The organism is Campylobacter sp. S4:11 (genome assembly GCF_024723695.1).
In the GTDB taxonomy this organism is placed as follows: Bacteria; Campylobacterota; Campylobacteria; order Campylobacterales; family Campylobacteraceae; genus Campylobacter_D; species Campylobacter_D jejuni_C.
The window spans coordinates 1-18,735 of the sequence record NZ_JANQDC010000013.1; the positions used below are offsets into that span (position 1 = coordinate 1).

Annotated in this window: 19 protein-coding genes; 6 read left to right on the forward strand and 13 right to left on the reverse strand. The window is 29.5% G+C overall.

Annotated features, from left to right (window positions below; genetic code table 11):
- Positions 1 to 22: 22 nt before the first annotated feature.
- The 9 genes from CAMP5053_RS05635 to rpsU all read right to left on the reverse strand — a co-directional run bounded on the left by CAMP5053_RS05635 (position 23) and on the right by rpsU (position 6,848).
- Entirely contained in the window at positions 23 to 442 is a 420-nt protein-coding gene (locus CAMP5053_RS05635; RefSeq protein WP_087699133.1) for a PepSY-like domain-containing protein, read from the reverse strand.
- 62 nt (positions 443 to 504) lie between these two features.
- Positions 505 to 2,217 carry an ATP-binding protein gene (locus tag CAMP5053_RS05640; RefSeq protein ID WP_337217454.1) on the reverse strand — a complete coding sequence of 571 codons (1,713 nt, stop codon included), beginning with the start codon at positions 2,215 to 2,217 and terminating at the stop codon, positions 505 to 507.
- Positions 2,218 to 2,225: 8 nt separating this feature from the next.
- Positions 2,226 to 2,705, reverse strand: coding sequence for a hypothetical protein (locus CAMP5053_RS05645; RefSeq protein WP_337217455.1), 480 nt, complete (start codon positions 2,703 to 2,705; stop codon positions 2,226 to 2,228).
- Complete coding sequence (locus tag CAMP5053_RS05650; protein ID WP_087699127.1) at positions 2,702 to 3,193, reverse strand: YajQ family cyclic di-GMP-binding protein; 492 nt, start codon at positions 3,191 to 3,193, stop codon at positions 2,702 to 2,704. Before CAMP5053_RS05650 ends, CAMP5053_RS05645 begins: the two co-directional genes overlap by 4 nt.
- Positions 3,183 to 4,115, reverse strand: a complete 933-nt coding sequence (locus tag CAMP5053_RS05655; protein WP_337217456.1) for a D-2-hydroxyacid dehydrogenase — start codon at positions 4,113 to 4,115, stop codon at positions 3,183 to 3,185. The genes CAMP5053_RS05650 and CAMP5053_RS05655 overlap by 11 nt, the downstream gene beginning before the upstream one ends.
- The gene (locus CAMP5053_RS05660; protein WP_337217457.1) at positions 4,115 to 5,287 is read right to left on the reverse strand and encodes a glutathionylspermidine synthase family protein; all 1,173 of its coding nucleotides are present in this window, start codon (positions 5,285 to 5,287) and stop codon (positions 4,115 to 4,117) included. Before CAMP5053_RS05660 ends, CAMP5053_RS05655 begins: the two co-directional genes overlap by 1 nt.
- Positions 5,288 to 5,296: 9 nt before the next feature.
- Entirely contained in the window at positions 5,297 to 5,914 is a 618-nt protein-coding gene (locus CAMP5053_RS05665; RefSeq protein ID WP_039619476.1) for a UPF0323 family lipoprotein, read from the reverse strand.
- 72 nt (positions 5,915 to 5,986) lie between these two features.
- A complete protein-coding gene (locus CAMP5053_RS05670; protein WP_337217458.1) occupies positions 5,987 to 6,592 on the reverse strand; it encodes a LysE family transporter in 606 nt (201 codons plus the stop codon).
- A 43-nt stretch (positions 6,593 to 6,635) separates the two neighbouring features.
- Positions 6,636 to 6,848, reverse strand: a complete 213-nt coding sequence (rpsU, locus tag CAMP5053_RS05675; RefSeq protein WP_002780697.1) for a 30S ribosomal protein S21 — start codon at positions 6,846 to 6,848, stop codon at positions 6,636 to 6,638.
- 185 nt (positions 6,849 to 7,033) lie between these two features.
- Here rpsU and ccoG point away from each other — a divergent pair, with 185 nt between their 5' ends.
- The 5 genes from ccoG to CAMP5053_RS05700 all read left to right on the forward strand — a co-directional run bounded on the left by ccoG (position 7,034) and on the right by CAMP5053_RS05700 (position 14,775).
- Positions 7,034 to 8,407 (forward strand): cytochrome c oxidase accessory protein CcoG, encoded by a 1,374-nt coding sequence (gene ccoG / locus CAMP5053_RS05680; RefSeq protein WP_337217459.1) that lies wholly within the window; start codon positions 7,034 to 7,036, stop codon positions 8,405 to 8,407.
- 1 nt (position 8,408) lies between these two features.
- Entirely contained in the window at positions 8,409 to 9,032 is a 624-nt protein-coding gene (locus tag CAMP5053_RS05685; RefSeq protein WP_337217460.1) for a TetR/AcrR family transcriptional regulator, read from the forward strand.
- 88 nt (positions 9,033 to 9,120) lie between these two features.
- Positions 9,121 to 10,218, forward strand: a complete 1,098-nt coding sequence (locus CAMP5053_RS05690) for an efflux RND transporter periplasmic adaptor subunit (RefSeq protein ID WP_087699116.1) — start codon at positions 9,121 to 9,123, stop codon at positions 10,216 to 10,218.
- The gene (locus CAMP5053_RS05695; protein ID WP_087699114.1) at positions 10,218 to 13,340 is read left to right on the forward strand and encodes an efflux RND transporter permease subunit; all 3,123 of its coding nucleotides are present in this window, start codon (positions 10,218 to 10,220) and stop codon (positions 13,338 to 13,340) included. The genes CAMP5053_RS05690 and CAMP5053_RS05695 overlap by 1 nt, the downstream gene beginning before the upstream one ends.
- Positions 13,333 to 14,775 carry an efflux transporter outer membrane subunit gene (locus tag CAMP5053_RS05700; RefSeq protein WP_087699113.1) on the forward strand — a complete coding sequence of 481 codons (1,443 nt, stop codon included), beginning with the start codon at positions 13,333 to 13,335 and terminating at the stop codon, positions 14,773 to 14,775. The genes CAMP5053_RS05695 and CAMP5053_RS05700 overlap by 8 nt, the downstream gene beginning before the upstream one ends.
- Before the next feature lie 18 nt (positions 14,776 to 14,793).
- Here the strand turns inward: CAMP5053_RS05700 and CAMP5053_RS05705 are convergent, their stop codons facing one another.
- The gene (locus CAMP5053_RS05705) at positions 14,794 to 14,985 is read right to left on the reverse strand and encodes a mini-MOMP protein (protein WP_039619495.1); all 192 of its coding nucleotides are present in this window, start codon (positions 14,983 to 14,985) and stop codon (positions 14,794 to 14,796) included.
- Between the two features lie 74 nt (positions 14,986 to 15,059).
- On the opposite strand from CAMP5053_RS05705, the gene CAMP5053_RS05710 reads away from it, so the two are divergent.
- Positions 15,060 to 16,397, forward strand: coding sequence for a coproporphyrinogen III oxidase family protein (locus CAMP5053_RS05710; protein ID WP_337217461.1), 1,338 nt, complete (start codon positions 15,060 to 15,062; stop codon positions 16,395 to 16,397).
- Between the two features lie 25 nt (positions 16,398 to 16,422).
- Here CAMP5053_RS05710 and hemJ read toward each other — a convergent pair whose 3' ends face one another.
- From hemJ to glmM, 3 genes are read right to left on the reverse strand one after another with little or no spacing between them, the layout of a single operon-like run.
- On the reverse strand, positions 16,423 to 16,872 hold the full coding sequence (gene hemJ, locus CAMP5053_RS05715) for a protoporphyrinogen oxidase HemJ (RefSeq protein ID WP_039619499.1): 450 nt from the start codon (positions 16,870 to 16,872) through the stop codon (positions 16,423 to 16,425).
- Positions 16,866 to 17,321 carry a signal peptidase II gene (lspA, locus tag CAMP5053_RS05720; protein WP_214100498.1) on the reverse strand — a complete coding sequence of 152 codons (456 nt, stop codon included), beginning with the start codon at positions 17,319 to 17,321 and terminating at the stop codon, positions 16,866 to 16,868. The genes hemJ and lspA overlap by 7 nt, the downstream gene beginning before the upstream one ends.
- Positions 17,314 to 18,651, reverse strand: a complete 1,338-nt coding sequence (gene glmM, locus CAMP5053_RS05725; protein ID WP_039629248.1) for a phosphoglucosamine mutase — start codon at positions 18,649 to 18,651, stop codon at positions 17,314 to 17,316. The genes lspA and glmM overlap by 8 nt, the downstream gene beginning before the upstream one ends.
- Positions 18,652 to 18,735: the final 84 nt, after the last annotated feature.

The window sequence follows — 18,735 nt, forward strand, 5'->3', positions numbered from 1 at the left end:
AGTAATATGAGATTTTAGGTGATTAATCATCAAATTTTTGACCTAAAATATTACCTTTATAATCTGTATAAATCTCCATCATATTGTTTGTTCTAAATTTATAACCATTGATTTTTTTATCTACTTCTACAATAGTTGCATTTGGTTGTGCTGCTTGTACTTTAGCAATAACTTCTTTTGGGATAAATCCTGTTGGAATACCTTTGTATTTACCATCAACTTCTTTCCAGTCGCCATTAATGATAAAATCAATTTCAGTTCCATCAACTAAATTTACTTCATAAGAATCTACATCTTGTTTTACATAGCCTATATTTACACCTTTAAAATGAGTGTTTAAAAACTCTTGAGCCTTTTGAGGCAAAGCACTTGGACTAACAACCATATCTGCGAACATAGAACTTGCACAAACTAAGCCAGCTAACATTAATTTCATTTTCATTTTTTCTCCTTTAAATAAAAGTTGAAAGAATGATATTGTTTACTTGTGAAATTTATGTGAATTTAATTTTTAAAACCAACTATCTTATTTTTATCAAATGAAGATTCTATTTCTTTTTCTATAGTGTGCAAAAAATCATCCATTTTAAAAATACCATCTTTAGAAATAGCCGCTTTTAAAGCTGTATTTTTAACCACCATTACAATTTGAGCTCCGCTTAATTCATATGAAGCTAAATTTTTTAAATCAAAACTATCATCAAATTTAGCATTTTTAGGCAAAGCTTTTTGCCATATCATTAAGCGTTGTTCATAATTTGGCTTTTTAAATTCGATTTTATACTCAAATCTTCTTGAAAAAGCCACGTCTAAACTTTCTAAAAAGTTTGTTGTAGCTATGATAACTCCACTAAAACGTTCAATTTGTTCTAAAAAAATATTTTGCATTTGATTATGCATTTTATCAGCACCAGCGCTGCTTTCTACCCTAGTACTTAAAAATTGATCAGCTTCATTTAAAAGCAAAATAGGACTTTGCTTGCTTGTTTGACAAAGTTCTTTGTAAGTATCAAAAATTTTTCTTACATTTTGCTCACTCTCACCCACATATTTACTTAAAATTTTCGAGCAATCAAAACTCAAAATGGATTTTTTCATAGCTTTTGCCATACTTAATGCACTCATAGTCTTACCAGTACCAGCAGGACCATAAAAAATTATCTTAGCTTCTATATTTTTATTAGTTTTTATACCCCATTTATTTAATCTTTCTAAAACCTTTTTATCTTGTTGTTTTAATATGCTTTCTAATAGATCTTTAGTGCTTTGGGGCATAATAACATCATTTATATTGATATTTGGCTCGATTAGCTCAAAAATATCTTGTTCTTTAACTAAATTTTGAAGTTTAATTTTTTTATTTTTCTTTGGTTCTTTAAAGTTAATAATTCTTTGTAAAATATCATCACTTAAATAAAAAATCTTAGTGATATCACCCAAAGAATTAACAAATTCATCGTATTCTAAAAGATTTAAACTAAGCAACTTAGAATCTTCTTCTAATAAGGCTTTATTTTCTTGTTTTTGAGCCTCATCTTCACTGATTAAATGAAGTAAAAAATTAAAATCTCTACTATAAGAATTTTCAGTATTTAACAAATACTCTTCTTTTAACAAACTAATAAATATCAAACATTCTTTATCATTTAAAGCATATTCTTTAAAAATCTCTGCTAAAACATTAGAAATTTTACTTTTCTTTATACGCTCTTTAATGTATGCTTCAAATATAGCTATATCTTTTTTAATATTCTTACTTTGAGAGCTTTTAGCAAAAAAACGCAATCTTTGATAAAGCTCGATTTTAAAAAATTCATCTTTTAAATACGCAATATGATCTTCATAAATTTGATCTTGCATATAATCTTGTATGCTTTTATTTTCTAAAACTTGCAAGAAAACTTCGCTTAAACTTAACTCACATTGTAATAAATTTAAAAGCAAGCTTGAATTTTTGCTCGATTTAAAATCAGAAAAAATTTGAACAATAAAACCTTTTTCTATAAGATTTTTAAGATCTTTTAAATGATCTAAATACTCATACTCATCATTTTTAAAAACTTCGCTAAGAAGATTATAAGCATTAATGCTTGCATTTGCCTGCAAATAATTTTTGCATAAATGCTTTAAAATTAAAATTTCATCTTCGCTACATTGTAAGTTTTTATAAATATTGCTTTTAAAAGTATCATTAAGAAAAAGTTTCAAATCTTTCATATTTTCCTTTATATTAACCTTATGCTAAATTTGATTTTGGATTTTTTATCATTAAAACTCATATTTTTATCACAAACCTCATAAAAAATATCATAATTGTTACTTATAATCTTTTGAGTAAAACCACAAGAGGTAGTTTGTTTATTTTTTCCATAAAAAATAGGTTTTTTATAGATTAGATCTTGTAAAAAATCATCATAATATTCATTATTAAAAAATCTTTTATTAAAAAAAGTTTTTGCATAACATACACCATTAACGCAAATTTTATCGCTAATTTTTAATTCAAGCAAGGCTTTAGAAGCACTGTAAAGCTCTAAACTTGTAAAATTTTTTCCCTCATATAAAAAACCATAATCAGCAAATTTAAACTCTGGGGTTTTTAAAATAATATAAGCACTTTGTGATTGTGTTTTGCTTTTTAAAGCACAAGAGCTTAAAAAAACGCACACAAAACACAAAAAAACTATTTGAAGTAAAGTTTTCATTTAAGATTTTTAAAACTAATATTAAGTTCTAAATTGAGTTCTTTTACTATTTTCATCACGCTTTGCAAATCATCAATTTGCTTGCCAACTACGCGAATTTCATTACCTCTAATACTTGAAGTTACCTTTAGCTTACTATCTTTTATAGCTTTGTTAATCTTCTTAGCACTATCAGCATCAATAGCATCATTAACTTTTAAGTTCAGTCTAAAATTTGCTCCGCTTTCCCTACTTAGCTCTTTAATACCATTAGGGTTTATCCCTCTTTTAATAAGCTTTGAAATAACAATATCTTTTAACACTTCAAGCTTTGTTTCACTAGAGCAAATAAGCTTATAAACACTTTCTTTTTCATTTAACTCTATTTCACTTTTAATGCCTTTTAAATCATATCTACTATCAAGCTCTTTTTTAGCTTGCTCTAAAGCATTTTTTAGCTCTTGTTTGTCAATTTCCCCACTAATATCAAAACTATGTTCACTTGCCATTTTCTATAAACTCCTTAAGATTATTAAATACAATTTGGACTAAATTTTGTATGGATTCTTCACTTGCCCATGCAACATGTGGAGTGATGATTAAATTTTCTTTATTTTTTATACCAAGCAAAGGATGATTTTTAATCATAGGTTCTATTTCAAGCACATCAAGTCCTACTTTGATATTTTTCTCATTCATAACTTGAGCTAAATCTGCTTCATTGATGATTCCACCGCGTCCTACATTGATCAAAATAGCCTCATTTTTTAAAAGCATTAATTCTTTTCTACTTAATAAATTTTTTGTCTTATCATTTAAAGGCGCATGTATGCTAATTACGTCACAAGTTTTTAAAAGCTCTTCGAGACTTACTTTTTCATACTCATCATTATTATTAGCCCCTGAGGTAGAATAATAACAAATTTTAGAACCAAACATTTGAGAAACCTTAGCCACTTCCTTACCTATAGCTCCAAGTCCTATAATGCCATGTTTTTTACCGGTTAAAGTATGCAAAGTCTTACTAAAATCACAAAACATTTTACTCTCACACCATTTGCCTTCTTTACTCCATTTATCATAATATGGAATTTGATTTAAAAAAGCAAAAAGCAAAGCAAAGGTATGGCTTAAAACACTTTTTGTGGAATAACTAGCGGCATTTTTTACCACTATACCTTTAGAATTTGCATAAGCTACATCTATATTATTTACCCCTGTACCAAGTTGTAAAATAAGTTTTAAGTTAGTATTATCTATTACTTCTTTGTCAATGATGATTTTATTTATCATTACAACTTGCGCATTAGCTATTCTTGCAATAACCTCATCTTTAGAAGTTAAATCATAACTCACAAACTCGCCAAGACTTTCAAAAACCGTTAAATCCGCTCCACCTAAAGTTGCAGTATCTAAGCATACTATTTTCATTAATCTTTTACTATATGTCCTACAAATTTAGAATAATTATCAAGCACTAATCCGCCTTTTCTAAAACCTAATCCACAACCCTCATAAGCAAAGAAAACCCCTGCTTGGTAATAATTACTTTCATTTTGATTAAACTCAGCAAATTCTTGATACACAAAGCAATTGTTTTGATAATCTCCGCTTGTTTCAAAACTTACATCTCCATTAGCTTCTATAATAGAAACATTGGCTCCTTCTCTACCAAAAACAGGCTTTTTAACACATTTTTTACCCACTAAAGGTTGATCGCTTGTTTCAAGCAATAAAGGATGATTTGGATAAAGCTCCCATAAAATTTTCATTATACCCTTACTTTGAAACAATAAAGTGTAAGCAGGATTTAAAATGATTGCTTTTTGATTTTGCATGATTTGAGTTAAAAGCATAGCAAGCTCACCCTCTTCTATGGCTATGCTCTCCCAAGGAATGAGCTTGAAAAAATACTCAAAATTTACATCATTTTTAAAAATACCCTCAGGCGAAAATTCCACCTCATCTATAAAAGAAAACTCACTCTCAAAACCTGCTTCACGAGCAATGTGTGCTAAAAGTTTGGTTGTGATCATATCCTCATCGCTACCTGCAATTGAAGAAAATAATATCTTCCAACCTTCATAATATTTTTCAAATTCACTTACATCTTCTTCTAAAGTGATGAGTCTTTTAAAGTTATCTTTTAAGGCTTCATATATATTATTAAATTGTGAGCTTTCATCTAGGTTATTTTGCTTTAAAATAGCCCATTGTAAAATAGCACTTTCAAATAAAGATGTTGGAGTATCAGCATTAAATTCTATTAGCTTTATAGGCTTACCATCAAGCCCACCTGCTAAGTCAAACCTTCCATATAAATGCCAATGCACATCATTTTCCCAACTCATCTTAATTGCATCAACTAAATTAAAAGGAATTCCAAGCTCATCAAAACGATCATTATCAATCACTTCTTGCGCAGCAGCTACAAACATATCATAAAGCTCATTCACTGCTTCATAATATGCATTTGCTTCATTTTCCCTCACACAAACTAAGTTAGAATCTAAATAATCACTTCCATCATTATCCGTATGCCATGAAAAGCCAATTTGATCTAAGTAAGATTTTTCTAAAGGATTTACTTTTAAAAAATTCATTTTACACCCTTAAGAGCCAAAAGAGCTAGAAGAACTTGAAGTAGCTTTAGAACCACCGCCAAAAAAGCCTGATTTTTTCGCACTTGAGCCTGAAGTGGCACTTGTGCTTGCTTTATTAAAACTATTTACACTTCTTTGGTAAGCACTTTGATTTGAAAATGCTCCCCTTTGTTGATTTGCAAAATTTTGATTATTAAAAAGCTTAGAGCCTATCCAACTACCAAGTATAGCACCAGCTGCACTTGCAAGCAATGTCTCACCTAAAGAAAGTCCTCCGCTACTCATTTGAGCGTTATTTGGATTTGTTAAATTTGAAGTACCATTGTCTATTTTAGCAGCTTCTTCTTGGATTAGCTTATCCATTTCTTCTTTACTTAAAACTCTTTCAGTTCCATCAAGTTGTTTTAAAACCACCCTAGTTTCATCACTTGGAAATTGATCTTTGATTTTGTATTGATTTGGAGCAGTTTCTTCGATGATAACAAAAGCACCTTGAGTATTTGCTGCTTGGCTTAACGCATTATTAGAATCACTTGCATTGCTACTACATGCACTTAAAGCACCTGCGCTTATAGCAGCAATACCACTTATCATACTAAGCTTAAGTATAGTTTTTATATGTTTCATAATCTTTCCTAAATTTATAAGTTTAACTTAATAAGATTTTAACAAAAAAAGTATTAATAAAAATTAATTGCCTTAATTTATCATAGCCATTAAATTATTACTCAAAATAAACACAGCAAAAGCAAAAAATATAAAAGCACTTAAATAATCAATATGCTTTAAGTTCTTTTGATAAATTCTTACCATGAAAGGTTTAGAAAATAATAAAGAAATCAAAGAAAAATAAATTATAGTTTCTAAAATCAAAACAAAAATTAAAACTATCAACATCCACCGCATTTGGGTAAAATCAAAACTTGCAAAAACGCTAGCAAAATAAAAAATTGCTTTAGGATTAGATAAATTTGTAATCATTCCACTTAAAAATGCAGATATATGAGTTTTTTGAACTTTTATATTACCTATTTTTGCATTTTTGTAAATTCCATAAGCTAAATATAAAAGATAACAAGCCCCAAAACTTGATAAAACAATTTGCAAAAATGGAAATTGATGGAAAATCGCACTCAAACCAAGTATAGAAAGTATAATCCATACACTAACGGCTAAACTTATCCCCAAGCTTGCCTTTAAAGCACTTTTAACTCCTTCTCTTAATGCATATGAACTTACTAAGAAAAAATCAGGTCCTGGTAAAATAAGTCCAAAAAAATGAATGATTAAAATCCAAAGAAACATAAATAATCAATGAATAAAAGCCGATTTCTCGGCTTTTTTGGTATTAGAGTCTTGACTCGTAGCGTCTAAGCATATAAAGTCTTTTAAGCATTTTTTTGCGTGCTGAAATTTTTTGTTTTTTACGAATTTCAGTCATAGGCTCAAAAAATCTTCTAGCGCGAACTTCAGTAACAACTAGATTTCTATCTACTTGTTTTTTGAATTTTCTATACGCTTCATCAAAAGACTCGTTAGGATGTACCTTAATTCCTGGCACGACCCTCACCACCTTTCTTAAATAAAATTAAAAATGTATTATATCATAATTTTACTTGAAATTAATTTTTATTTTTGTAATAATTACATAAATAAAAATTAAACATAAATTCTTAATATAAGACAAAGTTTGGTTTAATTTTTCTAGTACTACAATTTAAAAAACATTTTTTAAGGAAAATAAAAATGAGTGCTTGTATCACCAATTATACTAAAAAAAGGTATATAGCCTATATCATTTCTATGATTATTTTTATAATACTACCTTTTATAAAAATTAATGACAATCATTTCTTTTTATTAAGTTTTGATCATAAAAAGCTTAATTTGTTTTTTATTGCTTTTGATACCCAAGAGCTTTACTTAATGCCATTTGTTATCATGGGCATGTTTTTAACTATACTTTTTATCACCACTCTAGCAGGAAGAATTTGGTGTGCTTGGAGCTGTCCTCAAACTATTGCTAGAGTTATTTATAGAGATTTATTGCAAACAAAAATCTTTAAAATTCATAAAAGCACAGCAAATAAACAAAAACAAGTAGATGGATTTTTTGTCCAAAAAGTTTTAAGTATTGTGATTTTCTATCTTTTTTCATTATTAATGATGAGTGCATTTTTATGGTATTTTGTACCGCCTGAAGATTTTTTTGTATATATTCAAAATCCTGCTGATCATTTATTGCTTTTGGGGATTTTATTTTGTGCTTCTTTAGCCTTTACTTTTGATATAGTGTATTTGGGTGAAAAATTTTGTGTTTATGTATGTCCTTATGCAAGAATTCAATCTGTAATGTTTGATAATAATACTATTCAAGTAATCTATGATGATAAAAGAGGTGGTGTGATTTATGATGGGCATACCAAACTTTATCAAAAACCACCACAAGGTGAATGTATAGGATGTGAAGCCTGTGTAAAAATTTGTCCTACACATATAGATATACGTCAAGGAATGCAACTTGAGTGTATTAACTGTCTTGAATGTGCTGATGCTTGTTCAAAAATTCAAGCCAAATTTGATCGCCCTAGTTTGATTAACTGGACTAGTGCAAAAGCTATTGAAACAAGGAAAAAAGTAAAATATTTTAGATTTAGAACCATCGGATATTTAGTAGTTTTATGTGGTGTTTTTGCAGCCTTAGTTTTAATGGGAAGCAAAAAAGAAAATATGCTTTTAAATATCAATCGTTCTAGCGAGCTTTATCAAATTAGAAAAGCCCATGATGGAGAATTAATCATTAGCAATGCTTATGTATTTTTATTTCAAAATACAGACAATAAAACTCATGAGTATTATTTTGATGTGAAATTACAAGGTATTGAAGATGGTTTAGAAATCATTAGACCAAAAAAACCTTTTAAACTAAAAGCTGGTGAAAAAGATAAACATATAGTTGTTTTAAAAGCTACTAAAAAACTAGCTGATAATGATAGAAAAGATACAGTAATACCTTTAACTATCAAAGCTTATGCACTTGATGATAAAAACATCATAATCACAAGAGAAAGTAATTTTGTGTATCCTAAAAACTCAATTATAGAGCATAAAAAACACTAAAATGGAAAAAAGACTTTCTTCAAAATCTCAAGCAAGGCTTGAAAAAATCAAACAAATTGCTGCGGAGTCGTTTTTAGAAAACGGCTACGAAGCAACTAATCTTAAAGATATCATCAAACAAGCTGGTGGATCTTTTTCTTGTGTATATGAACATTTTAAAAGTAAAGAAGGTTTATTTGAAGATATACTAAATGATTTTGCTGAAAATCATTTTTTAGCTACTTTAAAAAAAAATATGAAAATCACAAATGAATTAAGCTTAGAAGAATATTTATATCAATATTCCTTAGCTTATTTAAAAATTTTCAATAATAAAAAAACTATTTCTATAGTAAGACTTCTGTATTCTCAAATTTATAATGATAAATTTGATTTTTCTTCATGGTTTAAAGGTAATAATCGTAAAGAGGTTGAAAATGTTTTACGAAAAAGATTTGAAATAGAAAATGAGCATTTAGCTAGTAATGCTGAATTTTTAAGTGTTACATTTTGTGCCATGCTAAGAGGAACTTTTTTTATGCAAAGTATTTTTGGAAACAAAGTACTAATGGACAAAAAAGAACAAGAAGAACATGCATCAAAAATCGTAAAACTTTTTATTAGTGGGATTATTAACTTTAATTAACTATATATTGATAGAATAATTATGCATATAATTTTGTAATATAAATTACTTTTTTCGTTTAGCTAAATAAATAATTTTAAGGAAACCAATGAAAACAAAACTTTTAACTCTAGCTTGCGCTTCACTTATCTTTGTAGCATGCTCAAATGATAAGAATGCACAAGTTAAACAACTCCCTCCCCAACCTGTAAGTATTATGACTATGCAAAGTTCTAATTTACCTTTAGAATTTACCTATCCTGCAAGATTAAGCACTGAATTAGATGTAGTAATTAAACCTAAAGTAAGTGGCGAAATCAAAGCAAAATACTTCAAAAGCGGCCAAGCCGTTAAAAAAGGTGATAAACTTTTTCTCATAGAGCCTGATAAATACCAAGCAAGTGTAAATATGGCTTATGGGGAAGCTTTAGTAGCAAGAGCTAATTTTGATGATGCTGAAAAAAATTTCAAAAGAGATCAAATTTTAATAGAAAAAAATGCTATTTCACAAAAAGAATTTGACGCAAGTTTGGCTAAATTTAATTCTACCAAAGCTAATTTAGAAAGTGCTAGAGCAAAACTTGCTAATGCAAGATTAGACTTAAAATACACTGTAGTAAGCGCTCCATTTGATGGAGTTGTAGGTGATACACTAATGGATATAGGTGATTATGTAAATGCTTCATCAACCGAACTTGTACGTATTACAAACATTAATCCTATCTTTGCAGACTTTTATATTTCTGATGTAGATAAGATCAATATGAATAAAAATCTACAAAGTGGCAATTGGCAATTAGAAAATATCCAAGTACAAGCTAATGTTGGCGGTGAGCTTTTTAATGGAAAATTATATTTTATAGATAGTGTTATAGATACACATAGTGGTGGAGTAAAAGCAAAAGCTGTTTTTGATAACAACAACTCAAGCTTAATGCCTGGTTCTTTTGCAAATGTTCATGTTGAAGGCTTTGTTCAAAAAGATGGGTTTGAAATTCCTCAAGTTGCGCTTTTACAAGATGATAGTACTACTTATGTTTATACTCTAGTAGATGGAAAAGTAGTTAAAACTAATGTGAATGTTATTTATCAAACTTCTGATAAAGCAATCATTGATAAGGGCTTAAAAAATGGCGATAAAGTCATTTTAAATAATTTTAAAAAAATCCGTCCTGGTGCAAGTGTTAGCGTAATGGAGAATAAATAATGTTTTCTAAATTTTTTATAGAAAGACCTGTATTTGCTTCCGTTGTAGCTATTATTATTTCTTTAGCGGGCATTATAGGACTATATTCTTTACCTGTAGAGCAATACCCTTCTTTAACCCCACCTGTTGTAAAAGTAAGTGCAAATTACTCAGGAGCTGATGCTCAAACAGTAGCTCAAACAGTAGCCATTCCTCTTGAAGATGCAATCAATGGGGTTGAAAATATGATTTATATGGAATCAACTTCAAGTTCTTCAGGAGATATGAGTTTAAGTGTATATTTTAATATAGGTACAGATCCTGACCAAGCGACAGTTGATGTTAATAATAGAATTTCAGCTGCTACAGCAAAATTACCTGAAGATGTTAAAAAAACTGGTGTTAGTGTAAGAAAAACTGGTTCAAGTATATTAGAAGTTGCTACTTTATATTCTCCTGATGGTTCTATGGATTCACTTGAAGTATATAATTATGCTGCGTTAAATATCTTAGATGATCTTGCTAGGGTTCCTGGTGTAGGTAATGCCGTAGCAATCGGCTCAAGAAATTATTCTATGAGAATTTGGCTTAATCCCGATTTATTAAATAAATATCAAGTGACCGCAACAGATGTTATTGCTGCAGTAAATGAACAAAACGCTCAATATGCTACTGGTAAGATAGGTCAAGAACCTGTGGTAGAAAGATCACCTTATGTATACTCAGTAACTATGCAAGGAAGGTTAAAAAACACAAAAGAATTTGAAAATATTATTATAAGAGCAAATAGCGATGGCTCTTTTTTAAGACTTAAAGATGTTGCAGAAGTTTCTTTAGGTTCAAGAGAATATACATTTAAAGGTAGATTAAATGGAAGCGATGCTACTCCTATATTAATTTTCTTACAAACTGGAGCAAATGCAGTAAGTACAGCTGAGTTAGTACAGAAAAAGTTTGAAGAGCTTTCAAAAAGCTTTCCAGAAGGTTTAGCCTATAAAGTACCTTATGATACAACTATATTTATTAAAGCTTCTATCAAAGAAGTTGTAAAAACATTTTTTGAAGCACTCATTTTAGTTGTGATTGTAATGTACTTGTTCTTGAAGAATTTCCGTTCGACTATCATACCTATGATTGCTGTTCCTGTTTCTATTTTGGGAACTTTTGCGGGATTATATGTCTTAGGTTTTAGTATCAACCTTCTTACACTTTTTGCTTTGGTATTAGCTATTGGTATTGTTGTTGATGATGCAATTATAGTAGTTGAAAATATCGATAGAATCATGCATGAAGATCCAAATATAAGTATAAAAGAAGCAGCCATTAAAGCAATGGATGAAGTTGCTGCACCTGTTGTTTCTATCGTTCTTGTGCTTTGTGCGGTGTTTATACCTGTTTCATTTATATCCGGTTTTGTGGGAGAAATTCAAAGACAATTTGCCATCACTTTAGCTATTTCAGTTGCAATCTCAGGTTTTGTAGCATTAACACTAACTCCATCTTTATGTGCAATTTTCTTAAAAAGAAATGAAGGGGAGCCATTTTACTTAGTAAAAAAATTCAATGATATATTTGATTGGTCAACTGAAGTTTTTGGCGCAGGAGTTGCTTATATATTAAAAAGAACCATACGCTTTGTCTTGATTTTTTTCATATTCTTAATCGGATTATATGGATTATTCAAAATAGTACCAAATTCACTTGTACCACCTGAAGATCAAGGTAGTTTTTTATCTGTTGTGAACTTACCAGCAGCTTCATCTCTCAATAGAACAACCCAAGCTATGGATGCAATGGGTGAAGAAATCGGTAAAAATGAAAATATTACTGATATTGTAGGTCTTATAGGTTATGATCTTTTCACAGGTTCTTTAAAAGAAAATGCTGGTGCAATGTTTATTAATCTAAAAAATTGGAATGATAGAGATACAAGTAGTTTTGATCTAACTAGTATGTATAATAAGCAATATTTTTTAAATCCAAATTTTCAAACTTTCTTTGTTAATCCACCTCCAATTCAAGGTTTAAGTTTAACTGGTGGTTTTGAAATGTATGTACAAAATCGTGGAGGTAAAAGTTATGAAGAAATTCAAGTTGATGTAAATAGATTAGTTGAAGCAGCAAATAAACGTCCTGAGCTTGCAAATGTAAGAACTACACTTGATACTAATTTTCCACAATTAAAATTGGAAATTGATCGTGATAAAGTAAAGCTTTATGGTTTAAATTTAGCAGATGTATTTAGCACACTAAATGCCACGATAGGAACTTACTATGTAAATGATTTTTCTATGCTTGGAAAAAATTATCGTGTAAATATTAGTGCAATTGGAGATTTTAGAAATACACAAAATGCTTTAAAAAATATTTTTGTTAGATCAAAAGATGGTTCTATGATAGCTCTAGATAGTGTTTTAACACTTCATAGAGGCGTTGGGCCTGATGATGTAAAACGTTTTAATATGTTCCCATCAGCACTAGTACAAGGTGATCCTGCACCTGGTTATACTTCAGGACAGTCTATTGATGCTATTGCTCAAGTTGCCAAAGAAACTTTAGGAGAGGATTATTCTATTGCTTGGTCAGGTTCTGCTTATCAAGAAGTTACAAGTAGTGGTGCAGGTCAAGTAGCTTTTATACTAGGGCTTTTATTTGTATTTTTAATCCTAGCAGCTCAGTATGAAAGATGGCTTATGCCTTTAGCAGTAATCACTGCTGTGCCTTTTGCGGTGTTTGGCTCTTTACTTCTTGTATGGCTTAGAGGCTTAGAAAATGATATATATTTTCAAACAGGACTTTTACTTTTAATAGGACTTTCGGCTAAAAATGCAATTTTGATTGTCGAGTTTGCTATGGAAGAACATCTTAAAAAAGGAAAAAGTATTTTTGAAGCTTCTATTAGTGCAGCAAAATTAAGATTTAGACCTATTGTAATGACTTCATTAGCATTTATTTGTGGTATTTTACCTTTGTACTTTGCTTATGGAGCAGGAAGTGCAAGTCGCCATGCAATAGGCACGGGTGTTATAGGAGGTATGATAGCAGCTTCTACTATAGCCATTTTCTTTGTACCTTTATTTTTCTATTTATTAGAAAGCTTTAATAAATGGCTTGATAAAAAAAGAGGTAAAATCAATGCGTAAATTAATAATTTTTGCAAGTTGTTTTTTAATAACAGCTTGCAGTTTAAAACCAAATTTAGAAATCAAAGATGTAAATTACACTAAAAGTTTAGACCAAAATATTAGCATTAACAAACAATGGTGGAAAGCTTTTGATGATAAATATTTAAATACCTTAGTCGATCAAGCTTTAAAAAACAATAACGACTTGCAAATTGCATATATAAATTTACAAAAGGCTTATGAAACTTTAGGTATAGCAAGAAGTGATTTACTTCCTAAACTTGATGGAAGTGCTAGCGGAGCAAGAGCAAAAACTAGCATTAATGCTCCAAGTAACAAAAGCAATGAATTTGCTTATGGTAATGATTTTAACATGGGTTTAAATTTAAGCTATGAAGTAGATTTATGGGGTAAATACAGAGATACTTATGGTGCTTCAAAAGCAAAATTACAAGCTAGTGAGTTTGACTATGAAAGCGCAAGATTGAGCTTAATTTCTAATGTAGTAAAAACTTATTTTAACCTAGCAAGCTTAAGCGAGCAAGTAAAAATTTTAGAAGAAACAACCCAAAGTTATCAAAAAACTTATGAGTTAAAATTAGAGCATTTTAAACTTGGAGTAATTAGTGAGTATGAGCTTAACAAATTTAAAGCTGAGCTTGAAAATTCAAGAGTTTTACTCACAAACGCTAAGATTCAAAAAGAAGCTAATACCAAAGCCTTAAAAATCCTAACTTCAAATGATATTGATGATATACTTTATAATAGCATAGAGTATAAAAAAATAGGACAATACGAGCTTAGCATACCCGAGGGCATTGGCAGTGAAATTTTGCTTCAAAGACCTGATGTGCAAGCTAGTTTAAAAATTTTAGAAGAAAAAAATTATCTTGTTGGAGTAGCTAGAACTGCATTTTTACCAAACCTTTCTTTAACAGGACTTTTGGGTTTTCAAAGTAATGATTTAGATCTTTTAGTCAAACATGGAAGCAATACTTGGAATGTAGCTGGAAATTTTGCGATGCCGATTTTTCATTGGGGTGAAATTATGAATAATGTTAATATTGCAAAGCTTACCAAAGATGAAGCATTTTTACAATATGAAAACACCTTAAAAACAGCTTTTGGAGAGATAAGACTTGCTTTATTTAACCGCCAAAGCTATTATGAAAATGAGCAAAATTATAAAAATTTATTTCTAGCCCAAAGTAAAATTTATGAAATTTCTACCTTAAGATATGAAAATGGCGTGATTAACTTGGCTGATTTTTTACAAGATCAAAGAAATTATTTAAATGCTAAACTTTCTTATACTAACTCATCTTATGAGCTTGCAAATTCTATTGTAGATGTTATGAAAGCTTTTGGTGGAGGATTTAACGCTAAAGAAGAATCAAAAGAAAACATCAAAGCTATGGAAGAAAACTTAAAGGAAAACTTTTATAACAACTAAGTCTTTAAGGCTTAGTTGTTAATGCATTTGAATTTGAATTCTTTGATTAAAATTATTATTTCCTCTATCTTTTGGGCTATTATGCTCAAAACGATAACGCATACTACCTGAAACATTAACATCTTGAAAAATTTCATCTAAAGGTGCAGAATTTGACACACTTATAAATCCTAACAAAAATACAAAAAATGCTATAAAAATCTTTTTCATTATAAAGCCTTTGTAAAAATATGATACAATTATAGTCTTTTTAAATAACTACAAAATGAAATTTTAGGAAAAATATGAATTTTTTACAAAACTTAGCTCTTTCTTACTCACACAAGGCTATGCAAAAATCTTTAGAGAATGGTTTTGATGTGAAACTTTTAAAAGAAGGACAAGAAAAAAAAGTTAATCCAAAAAAATCTTATATGCTTTATGCTCACATACCATTTTGTCATACTTTTTGCCCATATTGTAGTTTTCATAAGTATTATTACAATGAAGATTTAGCAAAAAGATATTTTGAAAGTTTAAGAGAAGAAATCAAACAAATCAAAGACAAAGGATTTGATTTTACTTCTATGTATGTGGGTGGCGGCACTACTTTAATCAATGAAGAAGAGCTTGCTAAAACTTTAGAACTTTGCAAAAAATTATTTAACATCAAAGAAATTTCTTGCGAAACTGACCCTAATCATATCGAACCTAAAAAATTAGAAATATTTAAAGGGCTAATAGATCGCTTAAGCTGTGGTATACAAAGCTTTGATGATGATACTTTAAAAAAAGTAGCAAGATACCATAAATTTGGCTCTAGCAAAGAACTTCAAGAAAAGCTCTCTAAAGCCATAGGTGTACTTCCTATTATGAGTATTGATTTGATTTTTAATTTTCCTTCTCAAACTAAAGAACAATTACTCAATGATTTAGAAATAGCCAAAAGTTTAAAACCTCAACAAATCACAACTTATCCTTTGATGAAATCAAACCTCACAAAAGATAATATTGCAAAAACTCTAGGAGTAAGTTTTAAAGATAATGAATTTGAATTTTATAAAATCATTATAGATTTTTTCAAAGATTATGAAAGAAATAATGCATGGTCATTTTCTTTAGAAAAAAGTAGCTTTAATGATGAGTATGTAAGTAGCCATCATGAGTATTTAGGAGTGGGAAGCGGGGCTTTTAGTTTTTTAGATGGAGAACTTTTAATCAATGCTTTTAATTTAAATGATTATTCTAAGCTCATCAAAGAAAAACAAAATGCAAATATTGCTAAAGCTAATTTTGGCAAAAAAGAAATCATCAAATATGTCTTTTTAACCGAAATGTTTGCAGGTAAAATAGAGATTGATAAATTTAATAAAACTTTAGAATGCAATTTAGAAAAAGATCTTTTCATAGAACTTTTAGGCCTTAAACTAAGTAAAGCTATAAAAAAAGAAAATAATACTTTATACACAAGCGATTTTGGGCGTTATTTGTTTATGGTCTTGATGAAAGATTTTTATACGGGTATGGATTTAGTGCGTGCTGTATTTAGAGATGATAAACGCTTACAAGATAAAGAACGCATAAATATCATGCAAGAAAATGTTGATCCACTTGATTTTAAAAGCATGAAGTTTAAAGGATAAAAAGCCTTTTTTTTAAGGCTTTTTACTAAAATGGTCTTACCACCATCATAATAGCGATGATTATAAATAATATCGTTGGAATTTCATTATAAGCTCTAAAGAATTTCCCACTTTTTTTGCAAGTATCATTTTGAAGTTGTTTTAAATAATAATAATTTTGCAAATGATAAATAATTAAAAGCAAAGCACAGGTTAATTTAGCATGCATAAATCCTGATCCAACCATTAAAGCTTTATTAGCATGAAGCATTAAACTACCACTTATTAAAGTTACAATCATAGCAGGTGTTTGGATATAAAAATACAATTTTCTTTCTTGAATTTTTACCACTTCCACAAAGCCTTTATTGTCTTTATGTTCTGTATGATATACAAAAAGTCTTGGTAAATAAAACAATCCAGCCATCCAAGAAACAAAAGCTAAATAATGCACCATTTTAATCCATAAATACCAGTCAGTTAAAAAATCTAACATTTTTCTCCTTTTTTATTAAAAATTTCTTTTATTAAAATCAAAGCTACGCTAATGTTTATCATCACATCAGCTAAATTAAACACAGCAAATTCAAACCACTTATGCCAAAATACAAAATCCACCACACCTATATGCACAAATCGATCAAGTAAATTTGAACACCCAGCAGATAGCATAATAGCAAAAGCGATCAAATGTGTTCTAAAAAATTCTTTTTGATAAAGCAAATACACAAACAAAGCCAAAATAAAAACAAGTTGTATGTATTTTAAATACTCTCCTAAAAATGCAAACATTGAAAAGGCTACACCGGTATTATAGGTTAAAACTAAATCAAAAAATTCACCCTTATACTCAAGCCCTTGCAAAAACAAATACTTACTTACTTGATCTAGTATAAAAACTAAAGCAAAAACAAGCCAAAATTTTAAAGATAAAATTTTAAGCATTCAATGCTTTCATAAAAAAGCTTTCAACAGCTTTCATTTCTTTTTCTAAAAGCTTAATGTCTTTTGCTTCAAGTAATAAGCGTATTAAATTTTCTGTACCTGAATACCTAAACAAACTAGCAATTCCTTTTTTTTCTAAATCTTTTTTCAATTCTTCTAAGCCTGCAAGCTTGCTTAGGTCTTTTTTTTCTGAAATTTTAAGATTATGCAAAAGCTGTGGGTAAGGTTTAACTTGATTTAAAATTTCACTTGCGCTTTTTGCTTCACTTAGCATTAAAGCACTAAATTGTAAAGCAGCTACCAAACCATCTCCAGTTTTTGCATAGTCACTAAAAATAATATGCCCACTCTGCTCCCCGCCAAAATTTCCACCGCATTCTTTGAGTTTTTCAAGTACATATTTATCGCCTACATTGCAAGTTTCATGTGTGATTTTATGTTTAGTTAAAAACTCTTTTAAAGCACCATTACTCATTATAGTGCTAACTACACTTGATTTTAACTTGCCTTGTTTTTTCAAAAATAAAGCTAAAACACCCAAAAGACTATCTCCATGAGCTACTTCGCCTTTTTCATCCACAACAACCAAACGATCCGCATCCCCATCAAAAGCAAAACCCACATCTGCTCTAAATTTCTTTACTTCTAAAGCTAAATTTAAAGGATGTAAAGCCCCGCAATTTTCATTGATATTTAAACCATTTGGCTTATCATTGATCACAATCACATCTGCACCTAGTTCTTTAAAAACCGTAGGTGCTACCTTATAAGAAGCTCCATGAGCCACATCTAACACAACGCGCAAAGACTTTAAAGTCAGCTCTTTAGGAAAAGAATTTTTTATAGAAACAATATATCTTCCTATCACATCATCAATTCTTTTTGCCTGACCAATTTGTGATTTTGTTGTTCTTGCTTCTTCTATGAGTTTATCGTTAAAATAAATTTCTTCTATTTTTGCTTCTGCTTGCTCATCAAGTTTATTTCCATGGGCATCAAAAAATTTAATACCATTATCATAGTAAGGATTGTGTGAAGCTGATATCATAATCCCTGCATCACAACGCATATCTTCAGTTAAAAACGCAATAGCAGGTGTTGGCATAGGGCCTATTTCTATAACATTATAACCTATAGAAGTAAGCCCTGAAACGATAGCATTTTCTATCATATAACCGCTTCTTCTTGTATCTTTTCCTACTAAGATATTGTTTGTAAGAGCTTTGTCTTTAAAATAAATTCCAGCAGCCATAGCCAAACGCATGGCTAAAAATGAATCCAAAAACTCCCCCGCTTTACCGCGTACTCCATCTGTTCCAAAAAGTTTCATTTTTTTACCTTTGATTTTAAATAGTGCAATTATAAGAAAAAAAGTTAAGTAATGTATAAATATGAGAATTTTATAAGCATTAGT